15 protein-coding genes and 2 pseudogenes are annotated in these 13662 nt (G+C 56.2%); 7 read left to right on the top strand and 10 right to left on the bottom strand.

What is annotated here, in order from left to right; all coding sequences use genetic code 11:
- Nucleotides 1-261: 261 nt before the first annotated feature.
- Nucleotides 262-411 (bottom strand): annotated as a pseudogene (locus ACM62G_RS23420) (integrase core domain-containing protein); the annotation flags it as partial.
- Between the two features lie 2 nt (nt 412-413).
- Here ACM62G_RS23420 and ACM62G_RS23415 point away from each other — a divergent pair.
- Nucleotides 414-806, top strand: a complete 393-nt coding sequence (locus ACM62G_RS23415; RefSeq protein ID WP_419735676.1) for a winged helix-turn-helix transcriptional regulator — start codon at nt 414-416, stop codon at nt 804-806.
- 94 nt (nt 807-900) lie between these two features.
- On the opposite strand, the gene ACM62G_RS23410 is transcribed toward ACM62G_RS23415, so the two are convergent.
- From ACM62G_RS23410 to ACM62G_RS23400, 3 genes are all read right to left on the bottom strand, one after another.
- The gene (locus tag ACM62G_RS23410) at nt 901-1314 is read right to left on the bottom strand and encodes a hypothetical protein (protein ID WP_419735675.1); all 414 of its coding nucleotides are present in this window, start codon (nt 1312-1314) and stop codon (nt 901-903) included.
- Entirely contained in the window at nt 1308-1670 is a 363-nt protein-coding gene (locus tag ACM62G_RS23405) for a hypothetical protein (RefSeq protein ID WP_419735674.1), read from the bottom strand. Before ACM62G_RS23405 ends, ACM62G_RS23410 begins: the two co-directional genes overlap by 7 nt.
- Nucleotides 1671-1837: 167 nt before the next feature.
- Nucleotides 1838-2032, bottom strand: a complete 195-nt coding sequence (locus ACM62G_RS23400; protein ID WP_416769541.1) for a hypothetical protein — start codon at nt 2030-2032, stop codon at nt 1838-1840.
- A 384-nt stretch (nt 2033-2416) separates the two neighbouring features.
- Between ACM62G_RS23400 and ACM62G_RS23395 the strand changes: the two genes are divergently transcribed.
- The gene (locus ACM62G_RS23395; RefSeq protein ID WP_419737551.1) at nt 2417-3037 is read left to right on the top strand and encodes an exonuclease domain-containing protein; all 621 of its coding nucleotides are present in this window, start codon (nt 2417-2419) and stop codon (nt 3035-3037) included.
- Nucleotides 3038-3182: 145 nt separating this feature from the next.
- On the opposite strand, the gene ACM62G_RS23390 is transcribed toward ACM62G_RS23395, so the two are convergent.
- Complete coding sequence (locus ACM62G_RS23390) at nt 3183-4247, bottom strand: nucleotidyl transferase AbiEii/AbiGii toxin family protein (protein ID WP_419735673.1); 1065 nt, start codon at nt 4245-4247, stop codon at nt 3183-3185.
- A complete protein-coding gene (locus ACM62G_RS23385) occupies nt 4216-4635 on the bottom strand; it encodes a DUF6088 family protein (protein WP_419735672.1) in 420 nt (139 codons plus the stop codon). Before ACM62G_RS23385 ends, ACM62G_RS23390 begins: the two co-directional genes overlap by 32 nt.
- Nucleotides 4636-5448: 813 nt before the next feature.
- On the opposite strand from ACM62G_RS23385, the gene ACM62G_RS23380 reads away from it, so the two are divergent.
- The 3 genes from ACM62G_RS23380 to ACM62G_RS23370 all read left to right on the top strand — a co-directional run bounded on the left by ACM62G_RS23380 (nt 5449) and on the right by ACM62G_RS23370 (nt 8636).
- Nucleotides 5449-6294, top strand: coding sequence for a hypothetical protein (locus ACM62G_RS23380; RefSeq protein WP_419735671.1), 846 nt, complete (start codon nt 5449-5451; stop codon nt 6292-6294).
- A gap of 465 nt (nt 6295-6759) precedes the next feature.
- Entirely contained in the window at nt 6760-7113 is a 354-nt protein-coding gene (locus ACM62G_RS23375) for a hypothetical protein (RefSeq protein WP_419735670.1), read from the top strand.
- The gene (locus ACM62G_RS23370; RefSeq protein ID WP_419735669.1) at nt 7110-8636 is read left to right on the top strand and encodes a conjugal transfer protein TraG N-terminal domain-containing protein; all 1527 of its coding nucleotides are present in this window, start codon (nt 7110-7112) and stop codon (nt 8634-8636) included. Before ACM62G_RS23375 ends, ACM62G_RS23370 begins: the two co-directional genes overlap by 4 nt.
- A gap of 5 nt (nt 8637-8641) precedes the next feature.
- On the opposite strand, the gene ACM62G_RS23365 is transcribed toward ACM62G_RS23370, so the two are convergent.
- Nucleotides 8642-9007, bottom strand: coding sequence for a DUF3742 family protein (locus tag ACM62G_RS23365; RefSeq protein ID WP_419735668.1), 366 nt, complete (start codon nt 9005-9007; stop codon nt 8642-8644).
- Between the two features lie 477 nt (nt 9008-9484).
- Here ACM62G_RS23365 and ACM62G_RS23360 point away from each other — a divergent pair, with 477 nt between their 5' ends.
- Nucleotides 9485-9844 (top strand): DUF6124 family protein, encoded by a 360-nt coding sequence (locus tag ACM62G_RS23360; RefSeq protein WP_419735667.1) that lies wholly within the window; start codon nt 9485-9487, stop codon nt 9842-9844.
- A 95-nt stretch (nt 9845-9939) separates the two neighbouring features.
- Here ACM62G_RS23360 and ACM62G_RS23355 read toward each other — a convergent pair whose 3' ends face one another.
- The 3 genes and pseudogenes from ACM62G_RS23355 to ACM62G_RS23345 form a co-directional block, all read right to left on the bottom strand.
- A complete protein-coding gene (locus ACM62G_RS23355; RefSeq protein ID WP_419737550.1) occupies nt 9940-10140 on the bottom strand; it encodes a hypothetical protein in 201 nt (66 codons plus the stop codon).
- Nucleotides 10141-10209: 69 nt separating this feature from the next.
- A pseudogene (locus ACM62G_RS23350) lies at nt 10210-10584 on the bottom strand (DUF6896 domain-containing protein); the annotation flags it as partial.
- 109 nt (nt 10585-10693) lie between these two features.
- Nucleotides 10694-11161, bottom strand: coding sequence for a hypothetical protein (locus ACM62G_RS23345; protein ID WP_419735666.1), 468 nt, complete (start codon nt 11159-11161; stop codon nt 10694-10696).
- Between the two features lie 243 nt (nt 11162-11404).
- Here ACM62G_RS23345 and ACM62G_RS23340 point away from each other — a divergent pair, with 243 nt between their 5' ends.
- The gene (locus tag ACM62G_RS23340) at nt 11405-13657 is read left to right on the top strand and encodes an McrB family protein (protein WP_419735665.1); all 2253 of its coding nucleotides are present in this window, start codon (nt 11405-11407) and stop codon (nt 13655-13657) included.
- Nucleotides 13658-13662: the final 5 nt, after the last annotated feature.

Here is a 13662-nt window from a genome sequence, read left to right as displayed (position 1 = left end):
AGACTGGGAGGTACCTTAAACCTCCCGGTACTTGTTCAGTGTCAACGCCCCGCCTAACGGCCCCCTTGGAGTACCGACTGTATCGAGCAATTGCAGCATCATCAATCCAGGTAAGCGCCTGCGCCACCACAGGCTCATGACATTGGTGTGTAGTCGTCCCTCTCCTTGAACGCGTGAAAAAGGTTCGAGAGGTGTACCGACTAAGTAGTCTAGGAGAGTATGACTGGACTTGCCCCTACCAAACCGGACACCATCTCTCCGTTAAATTGATGCTGCCGCCAAGCGCCTGAACTCTCTCGGTGAGCGATAGTTCAAAGCGCTGTGCGGATGCTGCTCGTTGTAATGTTCGAAGGCAATGGCCAGGTTACGCAGTGCCGTTTCTCGATCCAGCTTGGGCATGTGCGCCACGTAGTATGGAAAACCAGACTAATGAAGCCGATGGGGTCAACATGCACGAGGAAATGCGTCGTGCTTTCGCGTTACTGTCGGGCAAGTGGAAACTGGAGATCATGTGGCTGCTCAACCAGCGAATCTATCGCTTCGGGGAGCTGAGAAAGGCCATACCTGGCATCACCCAGCATATGCTGACGGCGCAACTGCGCGAGCTGGAGGCGGACGGATTGGTGTCTCGCACTGTGTTTGCGCAAGTGCCACCCCGTGTAGAGTACGAGATCACGACCAAGGCCCGCGGCCTGGGCCCCACGATGCAGGCGCTGGCCGCCAGGTGGAATGAATACGGCAAGAGCGTGTCGGCCAAGCCCGTTGCGCGCGGGCGTCCAGCCAAAGCGGTGCCAGCATCCCAATAACGTCCCCGCTATCCGTGTAAGGTGAACGGCTTGAACATGAAGGGTATCGCCGATCAGAGACGGGTCAGCGCCATCGAGTATGCAAGTGAGCAGCTCACGCTCTGCTGGCGTGTTCGTAGAAAGCTTCGAGGCCTGTAATGCGCTCGCCGCTGATCGTTTCAACGACGTCCTGAATGATCTGCGCGAACGTCTCTACGCTTGCATCAAGGGCCTCAATACAGGCCAGTCGGCCAGGTGACCAGTCTAAAACAGAGCACTTGGGGTACCTCCCGAGCAGTGCAGCCAGCGCCTTCTCAGGTGGCATGTCCTGGATGTACATGACGTCAAAATACGGGGCACTGTTTTCCCAGAGCGGGTACACCAGAACCCAGGCATCAACTGGACTGGGAAACCGAAGAGTGACGTAGCGTGATGCCCACACAGGGCCTTCACACTTGATCAGACGGATAACTTCCAGGATGGACCGGCAATCGGGTATCCGATTTTTGCCTTCGAAGATATCTACCAAAACCGCCACCATGGCCGGGTTTTCGCAGGCGCGGCAGGAGGACTGTCCGGTTTCTCATAGAGCGCTTTCGCGATCAGATGAGTCCGCTCAGCCTGTTCGTCCAGCCACTCCTGGGAGCCGATCCAGTGATCGTGCACGGCCTCAAGGAAGTCTCGTTCCAGAGGCAGTCCCGAGGCATCACCCATCACCGTGGCCCAGGCCTCACAGCGGGGACACCAGGCCGTTGTGTGGGTGAACCGAGTGACTTCGGAGGCGGCGAAGCTGGCGTAGCAGCCATAGCAGGCGCAGGTGCTGCTGCTTTCGATCTCGGCCTGATTGCGATTGGCATGTTCGTAGGCCGTGTAGGTATCACTCATTCCAGAAATCTCGTTTTTGCAGGTAGTGTGCCCCACCCTACTCGCCTGTCCTTGAAATGCTCAATTTGCCCCTAGAGTAGCGACTCCCTTCGAGCGCCTGGCACCTGACATCAAGCTGCATGAAGGACCGGACGTGCGCCCGGCAGCCGGTGTTCATGCAGGCGTTTTCAATCCTCGAGGTTTTCGGCCAGGAAAGCGATCAGTTCCATGGGACTGCGGCTGTTGATCACGTTGTAGATCGGGTCGCGTTTGGACCGGGGCAGCTTCTTCACGCAGCTCTTGGCTGAGGCCCGCACGGCTTCGTCCGTTCCGTGGATACGGGCGGCCAGTAGCAGAATCAGGACAGCATCGGAGAGGTTCATGAAGATCAGTGGCTCGGGGGATCTGGACGTGAATGTATCGGCGGGAGGAGCCGTTTCTCCAGGCGCATGCTGGGACAAGGCTCCATTAGCCTGAATTAGAGTCGCACTGTTCGTTATTTTCACGTGCAATGAGCGCTAGGGCGATAGCGACGGGCTGATACGGTGCATCAGGTTTGCCGACATCGTCTGTACGATAAGTCTGCGGCTACCCTGCTGAGCCGTGGCGGAGCGAAACGTTGTCAGTCTGCCCAGGATATACGCTCACCTATGCAGCACTATCAGGATGAGCCATCCGGTGGACAATGCGCATTGGCATCAGATAATTTTCCCGACGGCCAACAAGGCGTTGGCTACTTTTCATCAATCCCCAAATTAGAGCTACGCATGGTACCTGTTCGTAAGCCCCAGCATTTAGGAGCGCTAAGGGAGGTTTTACACCCTTATCATTACCTACTGTGCGTCGACCTTGAGGCTACGTGCGATGAGGAGGCCAAACCGGGAGAACCGCCCCGCCAGTTGATCGTGCATCGTGAGGCGATGGAAACGATTGAGATTGGCTTGGCAGTGATCGACCTGTCATCGCTCCAGGTGGTCGACCACTTTCAAAGCTTTGTCCGGCCCACCCTGCACCCGGTGCTCACCGACTTCTGCCGAAAGCTCACGACGATCAAGCAAAGCGATGTTGATGCTGCTCCTGGCTATGCCAGGGTGGCTCAGATGCTTGATGCTTTCCTAGAGGCCTACCCCAATTCAATCTGGTGTTCGTGGGGTGATTACGACTACAAGCAGCTTCAGAAAGATGCCGCACGTTTGCACTGCAAACCGATGCTGGACGGGATGCTTCACACCAATTTGAAGAAATGGCACTGGAAGGTTTTCGAATGCCGCGCGATGGGCCTGCAGCCTGCCGTGGAGATGCTAGGGCTCGAATGGGAAGGCACCTACCACCGCGGCATCGATGATGCCCGCAACGTGGCAAATGTGGCCATTCACCTGCTTAGCTGACCATGGTCAAAATGCATAGGGGCCCCGTTATCAACAGGGTGCCAGCACCGATTTGTTGACGATCGAGCGATGAGCCAGTCAGCGACAGCGCAACCACGCGACCATGGCTCAAGCCAATGACATTCAGTGGCTCACGCATTTAGCCCTAAGCTCCACTGCTCGCTGCACCAGGATCCAGCAAATGCCGTGCGACATCGGCAAATGCTGCGAAGCAGGTGTCGTAGTCAGGTCTCTCATGAGCGTAAAGCAACGGCAGGAGCCGTTGTTCAAAATTTGCTTTTAAACCCTCATGGGTCGCGGCGATCTTAAGGGTCTGTTGCAAGACCCCGAATGGATCTGCTTCAAATTCAGGATGCTGCCTTCCGAACTCACGGACATCCTTAGCCACCGACGAAGCAAAGACTCGTGTGGCAGGCTCGAGCGCTTCGGGATAACTCGTCGCGATACGCCACACATCGTATACATGGCGAACCAGTGCTGTGTCGAAAGCACCAGACTGGCGCCCACCCCAGCTACTTGCGCAGCGACGCAGCAGCGACAGCACTTTTTCCGCAAGGGTCTCTGCTACGGTGATGCATTCCATGGGGAACAGAAAAGGCTCGTTGCTCCCGCTCAGTTTCTCCAGCATGTAACCCAGATTCTGCGTTTGCGAAGGGATCATGGGAGGCCGGTGTACGAGCTCAATCTTCAGTTGCGGGCGCAGCGCACCTGCCACATCCTGAAAATGTGCGTCGTACGATACCCACAGACAATAGTAACGGCTGTTGTCCCTACAAGTTGGATTGCCATCCTCTGCAACCCAATGGAAACCTAGCCCGGACAAGGCTCTCTCGACCTCTGCGTGTAGCATCTTCAGCCGGCCACGATCCCCCAAATCCTTGGCAAAAGCGTAGCCTTCAGGTGGGGAGAGCAATTCGATCTTGATGTCAATGTCCTCAGACATCCTTTCGATCAGGCCATAGGCCTTCGAAAGACAGGTACCGCCCGCGAAAACCATTCGCGTAGCAACATTGACCTCTGCTGGTTTGGGGTCGCCCTTTTTCCGATTCAGTTGCCTGGCGACATGCGTGACTTGGATTCGCGAAAGGGCATGAAGGGCATCAGTGATGTGCTGATCTTTCTCTGCGACAGCAGCTGGCATGCTTTTCAGAATGCCAGCCGTCGACGCATCTTCAATACTAACCCGCAGCTGCTCTGAAAGCGTTTTCATAGACTACCGTGTTGTTCCCCACAATCACTTTACGGGAAATACGTCGGCGGCCTGTATTGACGACCGTCCCCATAGGGATCTGAGTCGACTTACCGCTGTTGTACTCGGCAACAAGAGTACTGGGTGCGATCGAAATATTCAGCTTGCGGAATAACTCTGCAACAATCATTTCCAACGTGCCAGCAGGCGTTGGCTTGCCCGTGTACTGGTTGATGCGAGTTTTCGCGAACGCACCCTTGCTGACACGCACAAGCATACCGTTGGCAACAAACCGGGCCAGAACACGACCGACTTGCGAATCGCTCCCCATGCCTGAGAACTCCGAACGCAACACGACCAAGTCTGCACGCTGCTTGATTGAACGACTCATGCGGTCTTCGAGTTTCATGTACGAGCTCCTAAAACAAGCTATCGACCTCAAGGTCACTATAGACCTTAACCGCAGATTTGGCCAATGAGGCCGGGCCTATCACCTGCCAAAACCTGCGCATCCATGCGCGAAATTCTAATGCAAAAAAGTGGTGACGTAGACGTTTGTTCGTCGGTAATCCGCTGTAGCAAAGCAAGGCTACCGCCCCTTGCCATCTGACGCACACAGCGTTCACGCTGCCGGCTACACAGATCCAAGTTGACACTTCGTACGCCTACATCGAATGCAAGCGTCTTGGAGGTACTGATCGGTCTGTAGGGGTCTACTGACCATGGACACCTTTCTAGGGGGTTCTACCCCATTAACACGGACACTTTCGAGTAAGCTCACATCGAGCTGAAGGGCGTCATCTCGACTATGCGGCGACTCATATCCAGCACACGTACAAGGCGCTCAGCTACTAGGGCCAAGCCTAGGTTATAGTCGCGGCCGAATTAATAGGACAATTTCAGGGCACTGATCGACGGCGGCCAGACCACCACCCTGGAGAACCTAGCCCGCGCAGGCGGCAACTCGATGCTTATCAATCACTGAGGGGACCCGGAAGTCAATCGGCTGGAGTAGCTGGAGAAGGAGTTCAAGGTAGATGGGGGAAAACATACGTACTCCATGGGGGATTCCACAAATTGAGTACAGCCCGCCTGCTGATTTAGATGCTAGACTTCAATCCAAGCCGACGAGCTACCTGCAGATATGGAAAGCTTGAGTATTGCCCGAGAGCTTTATAACACCGCATTCGAAGCCACGCCCTAATCATGAAAGGACAGGATAATGGTAGACCCGATAACAGTGGGAGCAGGAGCAGCAGTAACAGCTTACCTATCCAAGGACGGAGTTTCAAAACTTCTCGGACCTACTGCAGAGTATCTTGGCGGCGAACTGAAAAACTTCGTAGCAAAGAGCCAAGAGAACCTAGGAAAAATCTTCGCAAAAGCGGAAGAAAAAGCAGGAAGCAAGCTCGATACGGATGGGACCGTAAACTCCAGGGTACTCAAACACGTACTGGATGAAGGAAGATTCTCAGAAGATGAGCTTTTTGCAGAATATTTTGGCGGTGTTCTTGCATCCGCAAGAACGGAGGACGGAAAGGACGATCGTGGCGTTTATTACTCTGGCATCATCCAGTCAATGTCAGTTTACCAATTACGCTTTCACTATTTCTTCTACAACTTAATGTGGGGCTTAGTCAAAGGAAAGTCTGTCGACCTAAACAATTATGACGGCCGATTCTCTTTGGATCTGATCGTTCCATGCGAAGTCTATGAGCGTACGTTCGATGCAATGCCATCAGACGCCGAAATGGGGATCATAGGTCACGCTTTAGCCGGCCTGAGTAGGCTAAATCTAATCGAGGATAACTGGAAATTTGCGACCCCTAGCTTACTGAACAAGGAGCACATACAGGTATTGACCTCCTCATTTTTCATAACACCATCGATTCCAGGGCTCGAGCTTTTCCTCTGGGCGCACGGCCGCGGGGAGAAAGGGTTGTCAGAATTTATGGCGTTGGACCTCGTAGGACGAGATGAGCTCAACATACAACAGAAGCACCTTGCTAGGTTTAAAACGCCAGAGGAGTTCGCAGCGACTCAGCGCGGTAGATCAATCCGGGACTGAACACCTAAGCCGAAGAAGCAATCTGCCACCTTGTCGAAAACAATACAGTGTGTTGTTCACGTTATGGTCGCCGCGCGCAAGGCCTGTTAACCGGTTTACCAACCTGCGTACAGTTGCCTCCCAGAGCTGGCGATCGCTTGATGATCTCAGGCTGTTTAACTTCGCCAAAAGCCGCACCTGCAAACCAGTTTTCCTGCTGAAATCGCGCGCACTGCTGAAGAGGATCTGATGTTTCTCTCTCAGGAGCCTCGCCATGTATCAACCCCACCCGCGTCACACGCCATTTGCGGCCTCCACTGCTTCCTCGCGACCATTGAAAGGTGGCATCAAGTCAAGCTACGCCCTCTTCCTATTTCGCGCTGACTCATGTGTGCTCAATCCATCGTCTCAACTCTTCGGCCTCCGCCTGGCGGCTGAGCATTGCTACACCTCTCCTCGGTGCTCGCGCGTGCAGGCGGTGAAGCCATGAACCTGACTACGCGCAGATACCTCAAGCTGCTGGCGCTGATTGTCTTTGTGCCCATGGTGTTCGCTGTATTGAGCGTGCTCGTGGGGAGCCTGGTGACGGTCGGCGGGCTTTCCCTCATGCGCTTTGCACAGTGGCAGGAGTGGCAGATCCACAACTACTGGCTCTTCCTGATCGCTCGCATCGTGTTCTTCGGGCTCGCTGCGTGGGGCTGGGTGTGGTTTCGCCGCCGGACGCTCAAGGTTCAGCCGGTCTTTCTCCACACTGTGAAAAGGGCTGAAGTGACCGCAGTCTTCGGCATCCTGCTGATCGAACTGGTGCGGATCAGTGCGCTGTGGGAGAGCCTGGTATGACGCTCTACACGAACGACTACCTGGAGTTCTACCTAACCCTGGTGGGTTGGCTGGTCAGCAATGGCATCTGGAACGTGCTGATGGACTCGGGCTTCTTCGCGTTGCCGTTCCTGGTGATCATTCTGCAGGAATGGTTCAGGGGCCGAGAGGAAGGCGGCGGTGCTGATGCGGCGCTGGCGGCCAGCGCCAGCATCGAGCATCGCCTGTGGTTGGCGACTGCGGTGGTGATGTTCGCCGGGGTACCCTTCATCACGGTGAGTCTGAGCACCCTGAAGTTCGACCAGAGTCGTTCGGAACAGTGTCAGCATCAAGCCCCCCTGCCCCAGAACACCGGTTGGTCAAAGTCCTTCACCACCCTGAACAATCAGAGTGCCAAGGTGCCGATCTGGTGGTTCTTCGTGCATTCAGTATCCAAAGCGATCAGTGGTGCCGCCGTGGCCGCCATACCTTGCGGGACGGACCTGCGGCAGATGCGCATGGAAGTGAACAACACCCGCCTGACAAACCCGCTGCTGGCTCAGGAGGTGGCCGACTTCGTCGACAACTGCTACGGCTACTCCCGCGCCAAGCTGTTCATGAAGCAACCTGACCTGACCGAGGAACAGACCAACGACATCAACTGGATCGGCTCGCGGTATTTCCTGCAGAACACGGGCTTCTACGACACCTATCATTCCAAGACGCCCCGCACTGCATGGCCCTATGACCCGAAACGGGATGCGGGGCTGACACAAGTGCCCGACGGTGGAGGCTACCCGACGTGTAAGCAGTGGTGGAATGACAAAGATATAGGGTTGAAAAGCCGACTCCTTGCCGAAGTGGACAGTTCCCTACTGGAGCGCTTCACAAAGTGGGCCACCTTTACCAGCAAGGACAAGGTGGACGAAGCGCTCATTCGGCAGGTGGTGTCGCCAAGGAATCAGCAGATGACCCAAGGCAAGGTCTATACCGACTACGGCGGCAGGATTGGTTCCTCGATACCTGACGTTGCCGCCAGGGTAACAGGAGCAGTGGGAACGACCATGGGCACGCTGACGAACCTGCCGGCGATGGACGTGGTGCGCCAGGCGCTGCCGATGATCATGGCCTTCTTGAAGATGGCGCTGGTGATCTGCATTCCGTTGGTGCTGGTGCTCGGCAGCTACGACTTGAAAGCGCTGGTCACGATATCGGTAGTGCAGTTTGCACTGATCTTCGTGGATTTCTGGTTCCAGTTGGCACGCTGGATGGACAGCACCATCTTCGATGCCTTGTACGGGTCCGGCTCGCCTCATGCGAACCTGAACCCGTTGATGGGGTTGAACAATGAGCAGGCCGACTTTCTTTTGGGTATGGTGATGGGAGCAATGTTTCTTGTCATGCCTTCTTTCTGGATGACATCGTTAACTTGGGCCGGGCTCCAAACAGGTCAATTTCTCAAAGGTGTGGCTGAGGGAGTGAATAACCCGCTTCAGCACGGCGGTAAAGGTAAGGACATACTAGAGAGAAACATAAGAAACTCACTAAAGAAGAATCGAAAATAATCCAGTTACGGATTACGATGAAAGGCTGGATCGTTAATATTTTCAAGGGAGTAAGGGTCGGGAAAGAGGTTATCATCATTAAAGCTCTCTACAACCCCTTCTTCCTCCGCGTCAGATTCATTAACAATCATTTCCTTAGCCAAAATAATAGAAATTACTGCGATTGCGGTCCAAAAAGCTAAGTATAAGAAAGCACCAATCAAGGACAGCCGGACCAGCCCACCCAGCAAGCTCGCCAACGTGGCGGGCATGCCCTTCTTCATCATCCAACGGAGCACCGGCTCCTCCAGTTTGCGGTAGCTGGCCGAGAGCCAGCCGAAGACAAAGCCGATACGGAAGGAAAGTCCTTTTTTCTTTTTTGCAGTAGCCATGCTTCTGACCTCGCGATTGAGATTTCACTCGTCGTACGGCCTGTTGGTACGACGTTCAAATCAGCTTGGCAGAGGGCTTCAATAAGGGCTTGTAGGATTATTCCCAAATGGCGGTGGATTCGGCAGCAAGAACAAAAAATTTTGGCTTATTCAACCAATTGCAAGACAACTCTCTTTCACTTGAGTGAAATTTCCGAGAGAATCCCAAGTGCTTGTTTTGCGCCCAATCCCACCGCTAGTCTTCGGCTCGTCACTGCTCATCAGTGATCGGGTTTAGCAGCCTGGAAACTAAAACATTGGGCGCATAACGCCACCCTGACGAGACATTTTTGTCTTCGCTTTATGGTGGCTGTGCGCAGGGCACCCTCATGGGTGCGCCGGGTTCCCAATGTTCCGGTCTGCTAACCTGCGTACAGCTGCCACCTCTTCGTTTAGCAGCGATAACTGGCAGTTCCACTTAACATTGGAAGTGCAGACATGTTCAAAGTGACCCCCAATCCGCCGGCAAAATCCAACGCTGCCAGCATCGACTCCCGCGTCGCCGACCGGGCGCTGGCCCACCACAACCTCGGGCCGAATGCAGGTTCGACTCCCACTCCTCTGCCGCCTGCGCCTGCTGTGACACCGCCATGCGTGTGCTCATCCGTTCACCAGGAAGAGGCCTTGGCCGACATTCACTCAATCCTGCAGTCGGCCGCGGCCACGGCTTATGAGAACGCCGACAACCAGACCGGTACCAATCGCCAGTTGGCGATGGGCGTGGTGCACCTGATCGAGCTGGCGCAGTTGAGGATGGACACGGTCCTGAGTCGGCAGGCGGTCAGCGCCAGCCTTTGATCGCGCAGGCGCTTGAAGGAAAAGCGGGAAGCAGGAGCACGGCTTCCCGCTCTACTCGTATCCGTCGGACCTGACGACGATGCCGGCGCCCCGTGCTAGCGGATCTGAAAAACCCGAGAGATCACAGCACGGGCTTTGTCGCCGTCGGCCTCATACAGGCCCTGTAAACAGGACTGGTCAGCGAGTCGATGCAGGCGAAAATGGTTGTAGAACGCCTGGCCCAGTCGCTGCCCAGCAAACAAGCCTTGCTCCCATTGTTCGAGAAACTCGTGGTACCTGGCGCTCTCGACTTCCAGCCGTGATGCGCTACTCGTGTGAAGGTCGACCGCGTATGAATGAGCCGCACCGGCAACGTAGTAAAGGACGTCCCCTGAATACACCAGCGAACCCTGCTCCACCTCAGCCTTGAAACACGCCTTGAGCGCATCCTCCGTCGCAAAGCCGTACCCGGGCAATCGGGATGCTGCAAAGCCTGCAAGCCGTCCCACATTGAAGCCGTCGATCTCTCCCTGCGCCCCAAAGTCAAAGCTCACAGCGCCCGTGGAAAGCAGAACGGCGCAGCCGTGGCCATGCTTGAAGTAGCGTACGCCACCCTCCAGCGTTCCTTGCTCGGGAAGGCCAGAGGCCAGCCAATCGGTAGGGGTCGCCGGCAGTTCGAAACCCGAGCGTTGCATGAGCTGCACGGCCATTCGGACGCTGGCCTGGTAGTCAGAAATCAAACGGGCAAGTTGGGTATTCATGGAGTCTCGAACGGCAGGAAGTGGGTCGCTCCCTCAGCAGGGAGACGACTGCGTGGGCAGGTGCTAACGGCGGTGGCTGAGCCTGTGCCAATGCGCGACGGTTTCCGCGTTAGTCGTACCAGTCGAGCTTGAGGCCGATGAGCTGACGGAAGCTGTCCAGAGCGCTCATGAACTCCGCCCTCTGGAACGAGACTGGCGCCACGCCCTCAAACCAATCGACCTCGGGGTCTGCGTCATGTATCCAGCCGCGCATCACCCCGAACCGCTGCCAATGAATACGATCTTGATCCGCTACCTGTTCGACCGCCACGACAGCGCAGTTCAGATCCAGATCTTCCGAGCACACCAGCAGCGGAACCAGTGTTTTCCAGCCTGGGGCCGTTGAGTAGCTCCGGTCCCAGATCAGCTCGATTTCCCTATCGTTGTCGAGTCCCCAATGCGCGCTTACCAGGTCCATCTCCGTGTTTGGGTTTTGCTGCGGTAGCCAGACCTCAAACGGCAGGCCATCAATGGCGAACGTCGGGTATGGCTCGGTGATGTATTTGGAGGTGTGCTGAACGATGGTCAGGCGATTCATTGAGGAGCTGTCTTCCGTGTTCGAGTCCATGCTCCAACCAGGCTACAGAAGCCTCCAGACTGCGTCCACGCTTCTGCTCACCGACCTTCAGCGTACGGAACCATGATTCTGGAGGAGCGTGCAGCAGACTCCTCAGGTCGCTTTTAAGCAAGGACCAAGGAAACGCTGGCGGCCAATCAGCTCTAGCTGGCATCATCCGGCCATCATTTTGGAACCGAGAGCCAGGACGCCGTGCTTAATCTAATGGATGATGAACAGCTCCGCCTTGCCTGTGAGAGCTTGCTGGAAAACGTCGTGTCACTCCCGGGCAACCAGGCTTGGATCAGTGAAGTGCTGCATTGGATGCAGCGTGTCAGAGATGTGGGTCACGACGAGTTCGTCAGTGAAAAATTCCAGCTTGAGCTTTGGAACACCCAAGCGGTGTCGGCCACAGGAATGGGCCACGTCGACATCTCCAAAGTGGCAGCCGATGCTGAGGTAGCAGAACAGCTCTGGCAGTTGAAGGTCAGCTACGCGAACACGCCCGCCCCGCTGGGTCGCGAAGTACTGATCAACAATGCCTGGTCCAAAGTCTCCAGCCTCGTCGCACAACTTTCAAAGCGTCGCCCCAGACTGAAGATGTACCGCCTGTTCGCGCTGCTGTGCCCAGGCTCCTTCACCACTATCGCTGACTTTCGCAAGCTGTTGGACCTCGCCTCTCAAATGGGCGTGAACCACTCAGGCGAGGTTCGCCCCGCAATGCACAGGCTGGTGCTAGAACGCCTTGAGGAAGTTCTCGGTGCGGCCCCTGATGCGCTGAGTCATGAAGGTGTAACTCGACTGACCCTTCCCTGGTTCCTATACGCCTCCTACGTGCAGAACCAAGAGCAGGAAGCCACTGAGATTTCAGAGCCAGATAGCCGCGACGAGCGACTCAATCCATTGCCTCCCGAGCGCCGGCGACGTGGCATGCTAGCCATCGGCGGCGGTCTGGCAACGATCCAGGCGATGATTGAATTTCTGGCTCATGGCAGCACACGGGATGACTTCATTGAACATCTGCATTCAATGAGCCCACAGTCCAAACGCTCCACCCTGAATACCCAACTCAACGCTCTGATCGCGGAATGGGGGGTGATCCGGGCAGATCAGGCAAGTCTGCATCTGACCTCACGCGGTGAGGCGCTGCTGGAGTCAGGCGACCCGAACGAAGTGATCGACTGGATGATCACACGCATCCTGGGCTTCGACTACCTGCTCAAGGCGCTCAGTTTTGAGCGATTGAGCCGTCGCGATGCACTGCTCAAGCTGCGCGAAGCCAACCCCAACTGGAAGTCAGACTTCGCTCCAGCAAGCCTTTTCAACTGGCTACGCGCGCTGCATCTGATAGAGATCGCCGACAAGTGGGTACGTCTGACCGCCCTTGGTGAGCAGTGGGTCCAGCGCATCGACTGGACACCCGAGCCACTTCAGGTCGAGGAAGATATAGATTCGTTGATCGCTCTCCTCCCAAACCTGGCTTGGAGTGAAGATGTCGAACGCCCAGCGCTGGCGGAGATCATCCAAGCCTTCGACTCAAGCTTGCCCTTCTCGCCCAGCTTGATCGGCCAGCTCGATGCCGGGCTCTGGAGCCATCCTCGCAGGCACTTTGCAGTGCTCACAGGTCTGAGTGGCGCTGGCAAGACACAACTGGCCCGCGGCTACGCCCTGAGCCTCTGGCAGACTGAGCAACAGCCCTCGGATGGTCTACTGATCGTCCCCGTGCAGCCAGGCTGGCACGATTACTCAAGCCTGTTGGGGTACGTGAATCCGCTGGAAAGCGAATCCTATGTGCGTACCCGCGTTCTGGACTTCGTCCTGCAGGCTGCCTCGGACCCCACTCGCCCTTACACCCTCGTGCTCGACGAGATGAACCTGTCCCACCCCGAGCAGTACCTGGCGCCCTTCCTTTCTGCGATGGAGACGGGCGAATGCATCGACCTGCATGGCCAGGCAGAAGCCATCAATGGCGTACCCGCCACCATCGCCTACCCGTCCAACCTGGTGATCATCGGCACGGTCAACATGGACGAGACCACTCATGGGCTGAGCGACAAGGTGCTGGACCGGGCCTCGGTGATCGAGTTCTGGGACATTGATGTTCATGCCTATCCGGGCTGGGACAAGGCGGACCTTGCCACGGAGCAGTTGGCGACGCTACGCGAACTGATGGAGCGGCTGATGACGGTCCTGCGCCCTGCCCGCCTGCACTTTGGCTGGCGAACCCTGCACGACATCATCGGCTACCTGCAGCAGACCCAGCACGGTGGAATCATCGAGTTCCAGGAGGCCCTGGACCAGGCCATCTACTCCAAGATACTGCCCAAGCTACGAGGTGAGGACTCACCTCGCCTGCAGAAGGTCTTCAAGGAGCTTGGTGACACTCTGGAGCGCTACAAGCTGGAACGGTCAGCAGTGAAGGTCAGTGACATGCTGCAGGACCTTCTGCACAGTGGTTCAACGCGGTTCTGGCGGTAATAGCG

Source organism: Pseudomonas sp. COR18 (assembly GCF_048568395.1).
Lineage (GTDB): Bacteria > Pseudomonadota > Gammaproteobacteria > Pseudomonadales > Pseudomonadaceae > Aquipseudomonas > Aquipseudomonas fuscovaginae_B.
This window is presented reverse-complemented; position numbering and strand designations above follow the sequence as displayed.

Coding starts and splice junctions, on each gene's coding strand:
- ACM62G_RS23400 (WP_416769541.1), bottom strand. CDS start 2,032: ATGAACCTCTCCGATGCTGTCCTGATTCTGCTACTGGCCGCCCGTATC.
- ACM62G_RS23370 (WP_419735669.1), top strand. CDS start 7,110: ATGACGCTCTACACGAACGACTACCTGGAGTTCTACCTAACCCTGGTG.
- ACM62G_RS23345 (WP_419735666.1), bottom strand. CDS start 11,161: ATGAATCGCCTGACCATCGTTCAGCACACCTCCAAATACATCACCGAG.
- ACM62G_RS23405 (WP_419735674.1), bottom strand. CDS start 1,670: ATGAGTGATACCTACACGGCCTACGAACATGCCAATCGCAATCAGGCC.
- ACM62G_RS23375 (WP_419735670.1), top strand. CDS start 6,760: ATGAACCTGACTACGCGCAGATACCTCAAGCTGCTGGCGCTGATTGTC.
- ACM62G_RS23395 (WP_419737551.1), top strand. CDS start 2,417: ATGGTACCTGTTCGTAAGCCCCAGCATTTAGGAGCGCTAAGGGAGGTT.
- ACM62G_RS23365 (WP_419735668.1), bottom strand. CDS start 9,007: ATGGCTACTGCAAAAAAGAAAAAAGGACTTTCCTTCCGTATCGGCTTT.
- ACM62G_RS23415 (WP_419735676.1), top strand. CDS start 414: ATGGAAAACCAGACTAATGAAGCCGATGGGGTCAACATGCACGAGGAA.
- ACM62G_RS23380 (WP_419735671.1), top strand. CDS start 5,449: ATGGTAGACCCGATAACAGTGGGAGCAGGAGCAGCAGTAACAGCTTAC.
- ACM62G_RS23385 (WP_419735672.1), bottom strand. CDS start 4,635: ATGAAACTCGAAGACCGCATGAGTCGTTCAATCAAGCAGCGTGCAGAC.
- ACM62G_RS23360 (WP_419735667.1), top strand. CDS start 9,485: ATGTTCAAAGTGACCCCCAATCCGCCGGCAAAATCCAACGCTGCCAGC.
- ACM62G_RS23340 (WP_419735665.1), top strand. CDS start 11,405: ATGGATGATGAACAGCTCCGCCTTGCCTGTGAGAGCTTGCTGGAAAAC.
- ACM62G_RS23390 (WP_419735673.1), bottom strand. CDS start 4,247: ATGAAAACGCTTTCAGAGCAGCTGCGGGTTAGTATTGAAGATGCGTCG.